This window comes from Marinobacter sp. LV10R510-11A, from assembly GCF_900215155.1.
Lineage (GTDB): Bacteria > Pseudomonadota > Gammaproteobacteria > Pseudomonadales > Oleiphilaceae > Marinobacter.
This window is the reverse complement of record NZ_LT907980.1, coordinates 2,658,895-2,674,237: the sequence shown is the minus strand read 5'-3', so window position 1 is coordinate 2,674,237 and position 15,343 is coordinate 2,658,895. Positions and strand designations below refer to the sequence as shown.

15 protein-coding genes are annotated in these 15,343 nt (G+C 54.6%); 6 read left to right on the top strand and 9 right to left on the bottom strand.

Annotated elements, in window-relative coordinates; genetic code table 11:
- Positions 1 to 8 precede the first annotated feature (8 nt).
- Positions 9 to 374: a hypothetical protein gene (locus tag CPH80_RS12805; protein WP_096278334.1), complete on the bottom strand. Its 366-nt coding sequence runs from the start codon at positions 372 to 374 to the stop codon at positions 9 to 11.
- Positions 375 to 601: 227 nt separating this feature from the next.
- Here CPH80_RS12805 and CPH80_RS12800 point away from each other — a divergent pair, with 227 nt between their 5' ends.
- The gene (locus CPH80_RS12800) at positions 602 to 1,195 is read left to right on the top strand and encodes a hypothetical protein (RefSeq protein ID WP_096278332.1); all 594 of its coding nucleotides are present in this window, start codon (positions 602 to 604) and stop codon (positions 1,193 to 1,195) included.
- Between the two features lie 54 nt (positions 1,196 to 1,249).
- Here CPH80_RS12800 and CPH80_RS12795 read toward each other — a convergent pair whose 3' ends face one another.
- The 3 genes from CPH80_RS12795 to CPH80_RS12785 all read right to left on the bottom strand — a co-directional run bounded on the left by CPH80_RS12795 (position 1,250) and on the right by CPH80_RS12785 (position 4,504).
- Complete coding sequence (locus CPH80_RS12795) at positions 1,250 to 1,915, bottom strand: GntR family transcriptional regulator (RefSeq protein ID WP_096278331.1); 666 nt, start codon at positions 1,913 to 1,915, stop codon at positions 1,250 to 1,252.
- Between the two features lie 109 nt (positions 1,916 to 2,024).
- Positions 2,025 to 3,455 carry a cardiolipin synthase gene (cls, locus tag CPH80_RS12790; RefSeq protein ID WP_096281599.1) on the bottom strand — a complete coding sequence of 477 codons (1,431 nt, stop codon included), beginning with the start codon at positions 3,453 to 3,455 and terminating at the stop codon, positions 2,025 to 2,027.
- Positions 3,455 to 4,504 (bottom strand): AraC family transcriptional regulator, encoded by a 1,050-nt coding sequence (locus CPH80_RS12785; protein WP_096278329.1) that lies wholly within the window; start codon positions 4,502 to 4,504, stop codon positions 3,455 to 3,457. Before CPH80_RS12785 ends, cls begins: the two co-directional genes overlap by 1 nt.
- 411 nt (positions 4,505 to 4,915) lie before the next feature.
- Between CPH80_RS12785 and CPH80_RS12780 the strand changes: the two genes are divergently transcribed.
- The 4 genes from CPH80_RS12780 (at position 4,916) to CPH80_RS12765 (ending at position 8,396) form a co-directional block, all read left to right on the top strand.
- Positions 4,916 to 5,719: an alpha/beta fold hydrolase gene (locus tag CPH80_RS12780; protein WP_096278327.1), complete on the top strand. Its 804-nt coding sequence runs from the start codon at positions 4,916 to 4,918 to the stop codon at positions 5,717 to 5,719.
- A gap of 33 nt (positions 5,720 to 5,752) precedes the next feature.
- Complete coding sequence (locus CPH80_RS12775) at positions 5,753 to 6,835, top strand: SMP-30/gluconolactonase/LRE family protein (RefSeq protein WP_096278325.1); 1,083 nt, start codon at positions 5,753 to 5,755, stop codon at positions 6,833 to 6,835.
- Positions 6,835 to 7,299 (top strand): acyl-CoA thioesterase, encoded by a 465-nt coding sequence (locus CPH80_RS12770; protein WP_096278323.1) that lies wholly within the window; start codon positions 6,835 to 6,837, stop codon positions 7,297 to 7,299. The genes CPH80_RS12775 and CPH80_RS12770 overlap by 1 nt, the downstream gene beginning before the upstream one ends.
- A gap of 113 nt (positions 7,300 to 7,412) precedes the next feature.
- Positions 7,413 to 8,396 (top strand): NADP-dependent oxidoreductase, encoded by a 984-nt coding sequence (locus tag CPH80_RS12765; protein ID WP_096278321.1) that lies wholly within the window; start codon positions 7,413 to 7,415, stop codon positions 8,394 to 8,396.
- A gap of 4 nt (positions 8,397 to 8,400) precedes the next feature.
- On the opposite strand, the gene CPH80_RS12760 is transcribed toward CPH80_RS12765, so the two are convergent.
- The 3 genes from CPH80_RS12760 to CPH80_RS12750 all read right to left on the bottom strand — a co-directional run bounded on the left by CPH80_RS12760 (position 8,401) and on the right by CPH80_RS12750 (position 13,026).
- Positions 8,401 to 10,287: a cation:proton antiporter gene (locus tag CPH80_RS12760; RefSeq protein ID WP_096278319.1), complete on the bottom strand. Its 1,887-nt coding sequence runs from the start codon at positions 10,285 to 10,287 to the stop codon at positions 8,401 to 8,403.
- Positions 10,288 to 10,308: 21 nt separating this feature from the next.
- Entirely contained in the window at positions 10,309 to 11,100 is a 792-nt protein-coding gene (gene tcdA / locus CPH80_RS12755) for a tRNA cyclic N6-threonylcarbamoyladenosine(37) synthase TcdA (RefSeq protein ID WP_172898601.1), read from the bottom strand.
- 150 nt (positions 11,101 to 11,250) lie between these two features.
- Positions 11,251 to 13,026, bottom strand: coding sequence for an acyl-CoA dehydrogenase C-terminal domain-containing protein (locus CPH80_RS12750; protein WP_096278318.1), 1,776 nt, complete (start codon positions 13,024 to 13,026; stop codon positions 11,251 to 11,253).
- 177 nt (positions 13,027 to 13,203) lie between these two features.
- Here CPH80_RS12750 and CPH80_RS12745 point away from each other — a divergent pair, with 177 nt between their 5' ends.
- Positions 13,204 to 13,947 carry an SDR family NAD(P)-dependent oxidoreductase gene (locus CPH80_RS12745; RefSeq protein WP_096278316.1) on the top strand — a complete coding sequence of 248 codons (744 nt, stop codon included), beginning with the start codon at positions 13,204 to 13,206 and terminating at the stop codon, positions 13,945 to 13,947.
- A gap of 26 nt (positions 13,948 to 13,973) precedes the next feature.
- Here CPH80_RS12745 and CPH80_RS12740 read toward each other — a convergent pair whose 3' ends face one another.
- Positions 13,974 to 14,612, bottom strand: coding sequence for a ChrR family anti-sigma-E factor (locus tag CPH80_RS12740; RefSeq protein WP_096278314.1), 639 nt, complete (start codon positions 14,610 to 14,612; stop codon positions 13,974 to 13,976).
- Entirely contained in the window at positions 14,609 to 15,208 is a 600-nt protein-coding gene (locus CPH80_RS12735; protein ID WP_096278312.1) for a sigma-70 family RNA polymerase sigma factor, read from the bottom strand. The genes CPH80_RS12740 and CPH80_RS12735 overlap by 4 nt, the downstream gene beginning before the upstream one ends.
- Positions 15,209 to 15,343 lie beyond the last annotated feature (135 nt).

The window sequence follows — 15,343 nt, the reverse complement described above, 5'->3', positions numbered from 1 at the left end:
GGGCGGAACTACAGGCAATCGAACTGGGAGCGGCGATCAAAAGCCACTGAGACCATGTCGTAGCCAGAATCAGACAGGCTGCGAACCAGTTCCCGGTCTTTTAGCAGCGCCATGCAGACTTTGTGAACGCTGGTTTGGAGCTGCTCCGATGCCTGCTGATTGGCGGCAAGGCGGAAATCTACGATCAGGTACTTGCGCTCAAGGGCCGAGGCAGTGGGAATGTCTTCGCGTTCAATGCTTTCATAGCCGATGTAAGTTGCGTGATCTTGGGCGAACACCTGACTCATTACGATGTCCAGATTCTCCGCCTGGATGGCTGGCGCGGAGCATAGCGCTACCATGGCTGCAGCACGGGTTAGATTCTGGATGTTCATGGTGTGGGCTTCCCTGAAGGACATTCTGGACTGAGTGTAACAGAGTGTAAGGATTCGTTAAGATCGATTATTGCAAAGACTGTCGTCTATTGCGCGGAGTCTAGCTAACTTTTTTCAATTGTTTGCAGTTTGCACAAATTAGCAGCAGCGCGTGGAGCGCTTAGGGCTCCCCTAGCGATGCTCTATCTACTATCATGAAACGATAATCGATAGCAGGAGAGAGACCCATGTTTCAGCTTGTATTCAAGGGTGAGTGTGCACCCGGCACTGATGTGGCGACAGCGCGGGACAATGCCCGCGTGCTGTTCAAAGCCAGCGTTGAGCAAGTAGATCGCATGTTCAGCGGTGGCTCGGTGGTGATCCGGAACAAGCTGGGTGAAGAGCAGGCCGAAAAGTACCGCGCGGTGCTAAACAAGCACGGCATGGTGGCCTATGTTCAGCCCATGCCGGGTAGCCAGTCCCAAGCAAAACCAGCACCCGTTGCTCCGCCGGCTAGCACGACACCTGAGCCGGCGCCTGCTTCCGCGCCGGCCAGCCCACGGCCCCGCGTTGGCGCTCTGAATGTTGAGCCAGGTGATCGTTTGCACGTAGCAGGCGACAAGGTAGACGACATTCTCGCAGGGTCAACGCTTGGGCTGGATCCCGTGGGTGTCACGTTGGTTGAGTCAGGGGAGGTAGAGCCGCCCATGTTCCAGCATCTTGATGACTGGACACTGGCACCGGCCGGCACTGATATCGGCGTAGAGCGGGATTTACCACCGCCGATGGTGCCGGACGTGTCGCATCTTTCTTTGGCGGATGACGAATCAAACAACCCGTGAGTGCAGATAACAACCAAGACAACTGGGTCGCATATTTGAATATTGGCTTTTTGTTCACACAGCTGTTTTATTAGCTTCACATACTTGCTGACACTGCTGGATGGCATAACGGTGGAGAAGGGAAACCAGCCTGTTTTCATCCCTGTCCCGGATGGCACTGATGGATTCCCGCATGTGTGCCAAGTTGTCTTCTAATACACGTTTACCACCGCGCTTGAAGGCAACGAACGCGCAGCGCCTTGCGGAGGGCCATAGGTCATCGATTGCTGCGAGAATAAAGTAATTTTCGGCGTAGGCCAGAGAAGCCTTGGTGTATTCAATGCCCAGATCGAGAAACGCCATCAGATCGTTTTTGTTGAAGTGATCTTCCATCTGCTGATTCAGCTGTTCCATCCGCTCCAGATCCTCAGGCAGCCATTGTCGGGCAAGCTTTTTGCCTGTGTGGGTTAGGTAGAGCTCCAGTGTTTCGTAAAGACTGCGCACAAAATAATCGTCTAGTTCTGTGACAAACGCGCCTTTGCGGGGCACGTTTTTCACCAAATGGCGCTTTTCGAGGAGCAAAAGACCTTCCCGGATGGAGCCGTGGCTGACTTCCAGTTTTTTCGCCATGGCCGCTTCGTAAATACGTTCGCCGGAATCAAGCTGGCCGAACACAATCAGGTTTTCGATATGGCGGGCGACCTGCTCGGTCAGTGTTACTTTGGGTTTGAAGGCCTTCATGGATGATGTTCGCTGGGCTTGGTTGGCTGAATGAGGGGTGGATAGTCGCACACTCCCCTGTTTCGGTGCCAGCGCCCACGGCCTAACTCATGCCTTAGTTCATTCGTAACTACAGCAGCGGAGCCAACAAGCGAACCGCGCGGCAGGTCAGCCGGAACAAAATGGAGCGGCCCTCGTAGTCCTGTTCGGTCATCTTGCGACAATGGGAAAGGTCTTCTGTGAGCATGGCATCCACTTTGGATATAAAGGATTCAGATGTGATGATGGCAATAATTTCAAAGTTAAGGCGCATGGATCGGTTATCCAGGTTAGCGGTACCTACGGCGGCATAATGATCGTCTACCAGAACAACCTTCTGATGCATAAAGCCGGGTTGGTAGCGGTAAATCCCAATGCCTGCGTGGCTGGCCTGAACCAGATAGGAATATGCGGCTAAGCGGACAAGCTGGCTGTCTGACTTTTCCGGGATAATGATTCGTACATCCACCCCACGCAGGGCGGCGAGCTGTAATGCGTTCACCACCTGGAAATCCGGAACAAAATACGGCGAGGCAATCCAGATGCGGGATTGGGCGTTGTTTATGCAGCTAAGAAAGAACAGCGCGCAGGTTTCCCAGGTGTCTGCCGGGCCGGTAGGAAGCACCAGTACCTGCTCATCGCCAGGTATATTGTCCTGGGGCGCCCAGTCCAACTCGGGGAACTCATTGCTGGCCCAATTCCAGTCTTCCAGCCACGCAAGCTGAAGCCCGGTCACGGCGGGCCCTTCGATTCGGCAGTGAGTATCGCGCCAGGGTTCCTGATCTATCACCGACCCAAGATATTCATCACCCAGGTTGATGCCTCCCACAAAGCCTATCTTGCCGTCACAGACCAGTAATTTCCGGTGGTTGCGGAAATTTATCTGGAACCGCCGGCGTCGGATATTGCCATCACCAAAAGAGGCAACCCGAGCTCCCGCCTTTAAGAGCTCTTTCAGATAGGCGCGGGGCAGCCCGACACTGCCGATTTCATCGTACAGGAACCATACCTGCACGCCTTCTGCGAGTTTGCGCTCAAGAATGGTTTTAATGCGCTGGCCAATTTTGTCTGAGCGCACAATGTAGAACTCAAGAAGAATATAAGAGGTTGCGTTCTCCATGGCTCTGATCAGCGCCTCAAACGTCGCTTCGCCATCTTGTAGCAAAGTGCACCGGTTGCCCTCGGTAAAGGGTTGCCGACCGAGCCTGCAAAGCACCTGAAGCTGTTTATCAAGATGCTGTTGTTCGGGTGTGGAGAGCGAGGTTGTTTGCTGCTCAAAGCGATTAAGTAGGTCGGTTAGGGATTGATCCCCCATGCGCCGAGCCTTTACGTAACCACCGAAGCGGGAGCGCCCCAATACAAGGAATAGCGGCACAGCGACGTAGGGCAAGGCCAGCAGACTGATAATCCAGGCAATGGCGCCCTGAGTGGTGCGGTAGGTGAGCAGAATGCGATAAATACAGGCAACAGAGCCTAAGTAGAACAGGCCAAGAACGATTGCCAATAATGAGGTGTCAGGCATCATTCATGGGTGTCCTGAGTAAGGTGTGATGCGCGGTATTGAGCCGGCGCCATGCCAGTCCAGCGTTTGAAAGCCCGGCTGAACGCGCTGAGTTCCGAAAAACCCAGAAGAAAAGCGATCTCCCCCAGCGCGTAATGATCGGAAGCGACGTAGCGCTGGGCTTTGTCCTTGCGCACTTGCTCCACAAGTTCATGAAAGCCTAGTCCTTCTTTTTTAAGCCTCCGATAGAGCGTTTGGCGACTCATGTGGCATTGCCGGGCCAAAGTATCTGCGTCAATTTTTTCGGTAGACATCTGGCGCGATATCAACCGGTGGATTTTTCGGCCAAATGAGCGCCGGGTTTGCAGCCGCGTTAGCAATCTGTTGACCTGCCGCAACACGGCAGAATACACATAGGGGTTGCGGTGGGGAATCGGATGGCTAAGGTGGCGACTGTTGAATGCCAGCCGTGTTGCTATCGCCCCAAAGGTTACCGGCCCTCCTAGCAAATTTTCATATTTGTCGGCGTAATCCGGGCACGGGTGGGCAATCTCCGCCCATTCTGCCTGTATTCCGGGAGAAATAAAGTGCCGGGTCCGGCAGAGCGCAGCCGCTAAAGTGCGGTCCATATCTTGGCGGCAGTAATGCTTAGGTGAATCCGCCTGCCAGGTCAGAACTGCCTGCTCGCCAACCTGCTCGAAACTCAGATTTACCGATTCGTTGATCAACCTGTGCAAGCGCACGTACTGGGTTACCGCTTCGCCTAAAGTGTCGCAATTAAAGAATACGTGCCCCACCAGCCCCATGCGCTCCGGGTCGATAACCTGGCCTGCGTGCAGTCCGACAGCCGGGTCCCCAGTGACGTGTTCGGCGTGATCCCACAGCTTGTAGTGTGCTTGGGCAGGTACGCGCCTGTCAGGATCCTCAAGTGCCGACATATTCAAGCCGATAAGCTGCTCAACCCGCCGGCTATCCAGCACACCTTGGCGTTTCAGGTAGTGAACCAGTGCCAGCGTGCTGGATGCAGCAACGGAGGGCGTTGTTGTGGTGTCCGTAGGCGCAGGAGTCACATTAGCCGGCTCATTAACGAGTTGTCATGGATGCTGATACAAAATGTCAAGCGAGTGGGACAGTCTGTCAACGGGTTTTATCTTCTACAACGATATCATCTAACGAACATGTTGAAGTAATGGAAGGTTTATCAGGAGGTGTTTATGACGAATGATATTTTTGTGCCCCATACCGAGCTTGAGCGCCAAAACGTAGCCGCACTGGCGGAATACCTGCGCGGTATTTATTACTGCTGAGAGTGCTACTGCTGAGTGCACAGCAACGAAGCTTATGACCTTCAAACCGGGCCCTGCCCGGTTTTTTTTGCTGCAAAAATCGTTCATCTCTGTTTCTCCCCCTTGCTCACCTGACTGGCAATGTTAATGTATTGGCATCTAAACATTGTGATTCCTAACGGAGACAGTCTGCCCATGAGCGCTACACTGAACCACAGAATTACCGGAGAAGGCGCCCCTTTGATTTTGCTACACGGCGTTTTTGGGGCGTTGGAAAATCTGGGGGCTATCGCTCGGCAGTTCCAAAGAGAATTGCAGGTTCACGGCCTGGACCTGCGCAATCACGGTAGCTCATTCCATGCAGACGCCATGGACTACCCATCTATGGCGGGGGATGTGCTTGCGTACATGGATGAACAGGGCCTTGATAAGGCCAGCCTGCTGGGGCATTCAATGGGTGGCAAGGTTGCTATGCAGGTTGCGTTGCAAGCGCCGGAGCGGGTTGAGAAGTTAATTGTTGCCGATATTGCGCCGGTCTCTTACAAGCCTGGGCACGACGCTATTCTAGAGGGCATGAAGCAGGTTGATCTTACTTGTGTACGTTCCCGCCGAGATGCCGACAAGCAGTTGGCAGAGTTTGTTGAGGTACCTGGTGTTCGGCAGTTTTTGCTGATGAATCTTGAGCGCATTCCACAAGAAGAACAGACTAAGGGTAGCCCTGTGTACCGGTGGCGACTGAACCTTGAGGCCATCGATGCCTGTTACGACAACTTAGCGGCTGCACCCGAAGCAGGTACGCCGTACATGGGCCCAGTGTTGTTTTTGAAGGGCGCAGATTCCGCCTACATTCAGGAAAAACACCGCGAAGAAATCAACCGGCTGTTTCCCGCGGCTCAGGTACAGGTTATTGAAGGCACGGGGCACTGGTTACATACTGAGAAAACAGACACCTTTGTAGCGCTGAGCCAGCAGTTTCTGAATGGCCAGGATGGCGACTGAAGCTTTAAAGCAATAAACAGGCAGGTTGATTGTATGAAGTGGTTTATAGCGGGGTTACTGGTCCTGTTTATTTTACTGGGCGGCTTTTTGCTGGTGCCGTCTCCTATCGATGCCAAAGCATGGCAGCCGCCAGCTCCGGAAACCCTGATTGGCTTGCTGGCCCCGAATGAACACCTGCGCCAAGCGGAATTGCTGGCAAAGGGGCAGGTCTATGGCCCCGAAGACACGACGGTTAACTCTGAAGGTGTGGTGTTTGCGGGAACCCAAGACGGATATATCGTGCGTGTGTTTCCGGATGGCCGGGTTGAAAACTGGCTGTCCACCGGGGGGCGACCGCTAGGCATGGTTTTTGATCAGGAAGGGAACCTGATTGTCGCCGATGCATGGAAAGGCCTGCTCTCTATCACGCCGGATGGCGATATTACCGTGCTTGCCAGTGGGGCAGAAGGAACCCCGTTTCGGTTTACCGACGACGTTGATATTGCTGCCGATGGCCGGATTTATTTCACCGACGCCAGCTCCCGTTTTTATCAACCGGATTACCAGCTTGATCTGCTTGAGATGAGGCCCCACGGTCGGTTTTTACGTTACTCCCCGAAAACGGGGGAGACCGAGGTTTTGCTTGGCGACATGCACTTTGCCAACGGCGTTGCGGTGGCGCCAGACGGCGATTTTGTGCTGATTAACGAAACCTGGAAATACCGCATCATGCGCTATTGGGTAAGGGGTGCGAAAGCCGGCCAAGCGGAGGTTTTTGCGGATAACCTGCCTGGGTTTCCGGACAATATTGCAGTGGATGAAAAAGGCCGGTTCTGGGTGGCTTTCCCTACGCTTCGCAATGCCAAGATTGATAAAATACACCCAAACCCCTGGCTTAAAGAACTGGTGGCCAAGCTACCAAAAAGCTTGCAGCCAGCGCCTCAAGAATACGGCCTGGTGGTGGCGTTTGATTCTGACGGCGAGGTGATCACCAGCCTTCACGACACCCAGGGCACCCACCTGCAGGAAATCACGTCGGTTAATCCCCACGGTGGATACCTGTATTTTGGTTCACTTCACAACGACCGCATAGGGCGAATGCCGCTGCAAGCTATTCCGGGCCTTGGAGAGCAGTAATGACAGAGCAGAAGCCAATACAATGGGATCTTCCCGATCCGTTCACCCTTGAGATTCTAGTTGTTAAAGGCGATACAGATGAGCTTGGGCATGCCAACAATGTGGTCTATGTACGTTGGCTGGAGGACATCAGCTGGGCGCATGTTGATGCTCTAGGCATGAATTGGGCGCTGCATGAGGCCACGGGCAAAGCCATGGCGATTACCCGCACCGAAATCGACTATTTGGCGTCTGCCAATCCCGGTGACCGGCTGGTGATGGGAACCTGGCTTACGGATTTTGATGGCCGCTTCCGTGCTGCACGGCAGTTTCAGTTGGTGCGTCTGGGGGATGGCAAAACGTTGGTGCGAGCTGTGTCGACCCACGCGTGTGTTGATCTGAAAACCCAACGCCCCTCACGCGCACCGAAAGAGTTTGCTGATATCTTGAAAGCGGCCACGGTTGCCGGAGGAAAAGGCTTGTAGCTCGGCTGAGTCACTATTTTTGCCAACTTCTGTTAATCTGAACGAAGAGCAGAACACCCCGTCACTGCCAATCACTGTTTAATCACAATCAGCGCCCCTTCTCGGAGATACCCATGGACACAGCCATTGATCAGCCTTCTGAGTCTTCCATGAAAAAAGTGGTTTACCAACAGTTTGGTGAGCGTGACGTTCTGCAGGTTATAAGCTCCGATGTGCCTTCGCCGCAAGACGGACAGGTGCTGATTCGCGTTCACGGCGCAGGGCTTAACCCCATCGACTGGAAAACCCGCAAAGGGTTTGGGTTTGTGGCGCAGCAGATAGAAAGCTCGCTACCTTGGACTCCAGGCTACGACGTGGCCGGAGAAGTGGTTGCCATCGGGGGGGGAGTAACCACCCTGGCACCTGGGGATCGGGTTATGGGGCTGGTTGGCTTTCCGTTGAACGGGGGAAGTTACTCTGAGTATGCTTTGGCGACCGCAGACGAGTTGACCGTTGTACCGGAGGAGCTTGATCTGGTAACTGCAGGGGCGCTGCCTCTTGCTGCGCTTACAGCCTGGCAAGCGTTGTTCGAAGTCGCCGAGCTTGAGCCTGGCCAGAAGATTCTTGTGCACGCAGGTGCTGGCGGTGTAGGGCACCTTGCCGTGCAGTTTGCGCTCGCGCGGGGCGCCCATGTTGTTGCAACGGCTTCAGCAGGTAACCGGGATTTTCTTTCGGAGCTTGGCGTGCATGAAGTGATTGATTACCACACCACAGATTTCGCCGATGAGTGCTATGGGCTGGATGTTGTGCTGGATCTGGTTGGTGGCGACACAGGCAAGCGATCCGTGCGCACCCTGGGTGAGAAAGGCATCCTCGTTACCATACCCACCGTTACGGCGGATGAGGTTGTAAGTGCTGCAGAAGCACTAGGGTTAAAGGCGCACGGCATGACGGTACGCCCGGATGTGTTCCACCTTGATGAAATCGCCGAGCTAATTGAAGGCGGCGAGGTGAAGGTTCATATCGAGAAAACCTTCACGCTCGATGAGGTGATACAGGCTCACGAGCTTCTTGAAGGCGGGCATGTGCGTGGAAAGCTTGTTTTGGACTGCCGTTAAGGTTTCAGTTTTCAGGCATTGAGCCTTCTGCCGAAGGCTCTTCCTCCCGCACGGATGGCTCTGATTCGGTACCGTTTTCCCTACCCCTTTTTTCTTTGTAGTTCTGGGGTGGCACTAGGCTGATTAATATCCAGTCGTCATCCGGCTTCAGGTCGTCCATGCTGCGCACGGGTTTGATGCGGCTCTTGCTGTCGAATACAAACAGCACCAGGGCTTGGCCTTGGTATTTTTCCAGAAAATCGTTGTACTCAAACTCTTCGCTAAGCTCAGTGGTTTTTATTGAGTAACCTTGGCTGGCCAAGCTGGCAAGTTTTGCATAGCTTACGCCGTCGAACAGGCCGCGAGTCATCTGGATCTTTTCAGCCGTTTGGTATCTGGCCTTCTGATCCTGATCGCCCTCCGCAAGGCTGAATACCTTGGTATCGCCGAACCAGTCCAGAAAGTGGTAGGTCGCCAGCGAGTTCATGTGTTTGTAAGGGGAAATCACCAGCAGATTGCCTATTCCGGTGAGATCGAGATGGCTTGAGGCATGCTCGGAAATCGGGTTGCCAAAGTACACCTTCAAGTTATCCATCCGCGCCTGGCGAACGTTCTCCCAGTTGGTGTCCGCTAGGGCTACCGGAACCTCATGCTTCTTGAGAGCCAGCCCGATCATGCGGGCGACCGGGTTGGCACCGAAAATCAAGAAGCCATACTCTGCTGGCTCGGTGACTTTCAGCAATCGGGCGATAGGTCGCGCGGTCAAGCTTTGCAGGGTAACGGTAGCAATAATGAGTACAAACACCATGGGCACAAGGGCTGCTGCGCTTTCGTAGCCTAGTTTCTGGAGCTGGAACGCGAACAGGGCAGAAACCGCTGCAGCCACAATGCCCCTTGGGGCAATCCAGCTGAGAAACAGTTTTTCGCGCCAGTTCAGGTCAGTGCCGATTGCTGACAAAAACACGCTGAGCGGTCGAGCGACCAGCATCAATAGCGCGAGAACCACGGCGAGCCCCCATCCCAGGTCCGCGATCGCGGCGAACTCCACCCGAGCAGCCAGAATAATAAACAGTGCCGATATCAGTAGAACACTCAGGGACTCCTTGAATTCAAGAATGCTGTCTACGGAGACCTGCTTCATGTTGGCCATCCAGATGCCCATAACCGTTACTGTGAGCAGGCCGGATTCGTGGGCCATCTCGTTGGAGAGCGCATAAACACCCAGCATGAAAGTGAGCGTGGCGGCGTTGTGCAGATATTGCGGCATAAGGTGTTTGCGCAGCACCAAGCCATTCAGATAGCCGGCCAGGGCGCCGGTGACAAATCCAATTAGCAGCGTTTTGCCAAAAATATACAGAGAGTGACCGAACACGTTGCCTTGGCCCCAGGAAACAATGCCTTCGAATACAAGAACGGCCAGCAGGGCGCCCATTGGGTCAATAATGATGCCTTCCCAGCGCAGAACATTAGCCAGCTTGGCGCTTGGGCGTACCGAGCGTAGTAGGGGCGCGATAACGGTTGGGCCGGTGACAATGGAGATGGCGCCGAAGAGCAGGGCGACAGCCCAGGATATATCCAGAACCCAACGCGCGGCCAGGGTACCGATAATGCCGGTAACGATGGAACCAACGAGTATGAGGTTACGAGTCATCTTGCTGTGCCCACGAATTTCATCGAAGCGCAGGGTCAGGCTGCCCTCAAACAGAATGATGGCAACAGCTAGGGAGACCAGCGGAAACAGCAGATCGCCGAATACCTCATCCGGATTGAGGTAGCCCAGTACCGGGCCCACAAGTATCCCGCCGGCGAGCAAAAAAAGAATAGCGGGCACGCGCACACGCCAAGCGAGCCACTGAAAAGACAATGAAAGGACGCCAATGCTGGCAAGAATCAAGACTGTGCTGGCTGGCATAACGGTCTGGGATCCGTGTAGTTATTGGTTGGTGCGTCGTGCAATACGATTCAGCAGCCGGGAGGCTGCGAACAAGCCAAAGCTGGCGGTAACCGGGCAGGCAGCGCCAAAGCCAGTGGCGCAGTCAAGCCGTGAGGGGCCGGCATTTGTAGGCTTTTGCAGGCAAACTTCGCCATCCTCAGCAGGGTACGTGAGCTGCTCAGTTGAGTATACGGCCTCAATGCCGAAGCGTCGCTTGGGATTGCGGGAGAAACCGTACTCCCTGCGCAGAAGGTTGCGAACCTTAGCCAATAGAGGGTCTTGGGTGGTTTTGCTGAGATCCGCTACCAGAATTTTGGTGGGATCTGTCTGGCCACCCGCACCGCCGGCGCAGATGATCGGAAGTTTTGCGCGCTGGCAATGGGCAATCAGTGCCGCCTTCGGCTTTACACTGTCGATGGCATCGACCACACCCGTCATCTCGGGTGTAATCAGCTCCGTAAGATTTTTCAGTGTAAGAAAGCCGAAATGAATTCGAATATCTGCATAGGGGTTAATGGCTTTCAGTCGCTCGGCCATGGCATCGGTTTTGGTGCGGCCGTATTGCCCGTCCAAAGCATGAAGCTGGCGGTTGGTGTTGGACACGCAAATATCATCCATATCGATCAGGGTGATGGTGCCAATACCGCTGCGGGCGAGAGCCTCAGCGGCCCATGAGCCAACTCCGCCTAAGCCAATAACGGCAATGTGGGCATCACGAAACGCGTGCAGGGCTCGGCGCCCGTATAGCCGTTCAATGCCGCCAAAGCGGAAAGCGTAATCGTCGGCGTTCATGGGGTCTCCGTTCAGATCCGGGTACAAGCCGGAGACTATCAATGGGTGCATCAAAGGGCGCAATTGTACCCCAGTGTCGGAGCAGACAGAAAATACCTGTAAAAAAAGCCACGCAGTGCGTGGCTTAATTCAGAACACTAGACTGGCGACTTAGGCCGCCCAGTGATCGTCTCCCATATCCATCAGGCTGTCTTTTCCGCTCTCAATGTCGCTCAACAGCCAGTGAATTTCCGGCAGTAGCTTTTCAAAGTAGAAGCGGGCAGACACCAACTTGCCTTCCAGCAATGGCGTGTTGCCTTCGCCAGCTGCAATTTGCTGATTCGCGACGTTAGCCATGCGCGACCACATGTAGCCGATAACCGTTAAAGCCATCAGACGCAGGTAAGGCGTGGCCGCAGCACCGGCTTGTTCCGGATCTTTCGGAGCATTGGTTGCCAGCCACAGGGTGGCCTTTTCCAGAGCGCCCATGGCGCCTTTCAGTTCATCGCGATGAGGTGCCTCCGGGTTGTCCTTCAGGTAGCTCGAGAACACGCCAAACAGAGTGCGTACAAGCTGCCCGCCTTTCAGGCTCAGTTTACGGCCCACGAGATCCATCGCCTGTATGCCGTTCGTGCCTTCATAAATGCGCGCAATGCGGCCGTCGCGAACCAGTTGCTCCAGCGGCCAGTCGGTGGTGAAGCCAGAGCCGCCAAGCACTTGCAGGCCGGCGTTCGCATTGTTGGAACCCTCGTCGGTCAGGAAGGATTTAACCACTGGAGTCAGCAGTTGCACCAGATCGTAGGCCGACTCCCGTGCAGATTCATCCGGATGGGCAACCGAGAGATCAAGCTGGTGGCCGGCAAACAGCGCCATGGCACGCATGCCTTCGTTCAGAACCTTCTGGCGCATCAGCATGCGGCGCACATCAGGGTGCACGATAATAGGGTCGGCCGGGCCGTCTGGGTTCTTGGCGCCGCTCAGGGAGCGACTCTGCAAACGCTCGCGGGCAAACCCTAGGCTTTCCTGGTAAGCCATCTCAGCAAGCCCAAGCCCCTGCATGCCAACCATAAGGCGGGCTTCGTTCATCATGGTGAACATGGAGCGCATGCCATCGTTGGGCTCACCCACAAGCCAGCCCTGGGCGCCCTCAAAGTTCATCACGCAGGTTGCGGAGCCTTTGATGCCCATTTTGTGCTCCAATCCTCCGCAGAACGCCGGGTTGCGCTCGCCGGACTCGGGCAGAAACTTGGGAACAATGAACAGGGAAATGCCTTTTGTGGTATCGGGAGCACCGGGCAGCTTTGCCAGCACCAAGTGCACAATATTGTCAGTGAGGTCGTGCTCACCGCCGGTAATCCAAATTTTGGTGCCTTCAATGGCATAGCTGCCATCGGAATTGGGCGTGGCGCGGGTGCGAATCAGGCCCAAATCAGTACCACACTGAGGTTCAGTGAGGCACATGGTGCCAGTCCACTCGCCGGAGACTAGCTTTTCCAGATAGGTCTGCTTTAGCTCATCGGAGCCGTGGGCGTGCAGTGCGCTGATGGCGCCGTGGGTCAGCCCCGGGTACATGCCCAGAGATAAGTTAGTAGAGCAAACCATTTCATCGACGACAAACTTCAGAGTATGGGGCAAGCCTTGTCCGCCAAATTCCAGGGGCGCGTCCAGTGAGGTCCAGCCACCTGCTACAAACTTTTTGTAGGCCTCTTTGAACCCTGTTGGTGTTTTCACATCGTGGGTTTCGGGGTCGTAGTGACAGCCTTCGCGGTCACCCGCTTGATTAGTGGGCTGAATAACCTCCGCTGCCAGTTTGCCGGCTTCATCAATAACGGCGGTAATCAGATCTGGTGTGGCATCGGCGTATTTTTCCAGCTCATGAAGCCGGTCGACACCCAGTACATCAAATAATAGAAAGCGAAGATCGTTTGCTGGAGCCTGATATTGCATGAGCACTCTCCTTAATAGGGCTGGCCTTAATAGGGTTGGCGTTAATGGGGGGGGGTGGCTTTCTTAGAGCCATTCAGTACCAATTCATACGGCTGTTTCAATTCTGTGGTTCACACGTTTATGCGGTCTGCTGCGCAAGTTATTCGTATATGGTTGAGAACCAGATGGAGGGATAGCATGAAGCACATTCTTTTAGCCGGCGTATCCGGTGCGATTGGCGGTGCGCTGGCGCAAGCGCTGTTGGCGCGTGACGAAGAATCCATAGTGGTGGGCCTGTGCCGAGATGCAGCAAAGGTGCCGGAGCCACTGCGCAGCCACAGCCGGCTGACGTTGCTGGCCTGGGATGCGGAGGATGATCAGTCGCCGAAAACGGTTGCCCGGGCTCTGGAAAAAACAATACCTGCTTCCAAGGGTATCGATACGTTCATATACGCCGCCGGTTTGCTGCACGACGGCCCTATGTTTCCCGAAAAACGCCTGGAAGAACTGGAAGCGAAGAACATGGCTAGGGCGTTTGCGGTGAATGCGACGGGTTTCCCCTTGCTGGTTCAGGCGCTTCTGCCGTGGTTTCGGCATCGCGATTTAAAGCGAGTTGTCGCCATTTCAGCGAAAGTGGGCTCAATCGAGGATAACCGGCTGGGAGGCTGGTATGCGTATCGAAGCTCGAAAGCCGCTCTGAACATGCTGATACGGACGCTTTCAGTGGAATTACCCCGCCGCTGCAAACCCATTGCCTGTGTGTCGCTGCACCCAGGTACCACCGACTCGGCCCTGAGTGATCCGTTCAGTCAGTCTTTGGCGCAGCTTCAGGTACATAGCCCGGCCGAAACCGCCGAGAACCTGATGTCAGTGATAGAGGGGCTAAGCGCGGAGGATAACGGCCGCTTTCTGAGCTGGGATGGCTCAGCGCTTCCTTGGTAGAAAGCGGCCGCTGGAATACAAAAACATCAGCGAATAAACGGGTTCAGCATTCGGGTGAAGGTTCCGGTCAACTTGATTGGGGCGCTCAGTACAGAAAGCGTAATACAGTCTTCACACCCAACGGCTACCGGTTTGTGCTCATCTTGGTCGGTGAGAACAACAAAGTCCCACTGATTGAATACGCCTTTCTGGTCCGCAAACGCGCCCTGCAGTACAATAGTGGTCTCACTACCACGATGGGTATGAACCGGCGCTTTACCGCCTGCGGCCAGCTTCTGTAGAACAACCTGCTCCTGCTGGCCAGGAAACTTCTCAGTAATGTCCAGCATGCTGACATCGCCCAGCTGACGTTTCCACGGCAGATTGTTGATGTCGTCGCCAAGCAGTTTCTGAAGAACGCTGATTCTGGGTGCAGCTTTTGCCGTGCGTTGGGGTTCCGGTGATCTGTCTATTTTTGCCAGAATGCGGTCAAACATAGACTCGGAAACGCTCACCTCCGGCTGCTGCTCCATCATCACAGCGCCAAGGCTGTCGAACGTGTCTGCTCGGTAGCGACAATCGGAGCACTTGTCGAGGTGGAGCCGTATGCAAAGGGCGTGCGGCTCGCTCACGTTGCCTGCGCTATATTCCATTAAGCTCAGGCTATCGGGATGATGCCGTGTCATACGTTTTGATCCTGCAAAAATACTCTCAACTTGTTCAGCGCGAGGCGCACCCTGCTTTTTACCGTACCAAGAGGAATGCCCAGTTCGTCCGCCACCATTTGGTGAGACTTATGCTCCATATATACCTTGGCTATCACAGTAATCTGGTCTTCTGGCAAAAGGCTTAGAGACTCTCTTACGCGCCGCTCGGACATCAGACGGTGCAATGAGGTTACCGGTTGGTTCTCATCCTCACCCGGGATTTGCCATAGATCTTCAGTGTCCACGTGCACTTCTACGTTGGTACGGCGCATTTTGCGCAACATATCTATGCGCTGGTTACGGGCGATGGTGAAAATCCACGTCGAAGCTGCGGCTTTCTGCCAGTCGTAAAGGCAGGCTCGCCTCCAAATGGAGATAAAAACTTCCTGCACCAGATCTTCTGCGTGGCTGGCCATGCCATTTGCCATCGCGTAGTACTTGAGCTTCGGGGCAAAATGCTCAAATAACGCATGATACGCTTGGCGATCCTGGTTTTTCCCCACTTTCACCAACAGCTGGCTCCAAGGATCCTTTCGGCCCTCGGCACGTGCTGGTTTCGTATCCAGTGTGGTCACCGGACGCTCCTCGACAGTCGCATGATTTAAGTTCGTTCTTCTAATCATTCTATGCACTCGTCCCGGATTTGTCATTTCGAGTATTTACGTGCCTGTTCTATGAGCAGATCAGCTTGGGCTAAAGTAATTTAGTAA

Bases quoted from the DNA above. Each gene is read 5' to 3' on its own strand.
- CPH80_RS12770 (WP_096278323.1), top strand. From the start codon at position 6,835: ATGACAGAGCAGAAGCCAATACAATGGGATCTTCCCGATCCGTTCACC.
- CPH80_RS12795 (WP_096278331.1), bottom strand. From the start codon at position 1,915: ATGAAGGCCTTCAAACCCAAAGTAACACTGACCGAGCAGGTCGCCCGC.
- CPH80_RS12765 (WP_096278321.1), top strand. From the start codon at position 7,413: ATGGACACAGCCATTGATCAGCCTTCTGAGTCTTCCATGAAAAAAGTG.
- CPH80_RS12750 (WP_096278318.1), bottom strand. From the start codon at position 13,026: ATGCAATATCAGGCTCCAGCAAACGATCTTCGCTTTCTATTATTTGAT.
- CPH80_RS12740 (WP_096278314.1), bottom strand. From the start codon at position 14,612: ATGACACGGCATCATCCCGATAGCCTGAGCTTAATGGAATATAGCGCA.
- cls (WP_096281599.1), bottom strand. From the start codon at position 3,455: ATGCCTGACACCTCATTATTGGCAATCGTTCTTGGCCTGTTCTACTTA.
- tcdA (WP_172898601.1), bottom strand. From the start codon at position 11,100: ATGAACGCCGACGATTACGCTTTCCGCTTTGGCGGCATTGAACGGCTA.
- CPH80_RS12780 (WP_096278327.1), top strand. From the start codon at position 4,916: ATGAGCGCTACACTGAACCACAGAATTACCGGAGAAGGCGCCCCTTTG.
- CPH80_RS12805 (WP_096278334.1), bottom strand. From the start codon at position 374: ATGAACATCCAGAATCTAACCCGTGCTGCAGCCATGGTAGCGCTATGC.
- CPH80_RS12775 (WP_096278325.1), top strand. From the start codon at position 5,753: ATGAAGTGGTTTATAGCGGGGTTACTGGTCCTGTTTATTTTACTGGGC.
- CPH80_RS12745 (WP_096278316.1), top strand. From the start codon at position 13,204: ATGAAGCACATTCTTTTAGCCGGCGTATCCGGTGCGATTGGCGGTGCG.
- CPH80_RS12760 (WP_096278319.1), bottom strand. From the start codon at position 10,287: ATGCCAGCCAGCACAGTCTTGATTCTTGCCAGCATTGGCGTCCTTTCA.
- CPH80_RS12800 (WP_096278332.1), top strand. From the start codon at position 602: ATGTTTCAGCTTGTATTCAAGGGTGAGTGTGCACCCGGCACTGATGTG.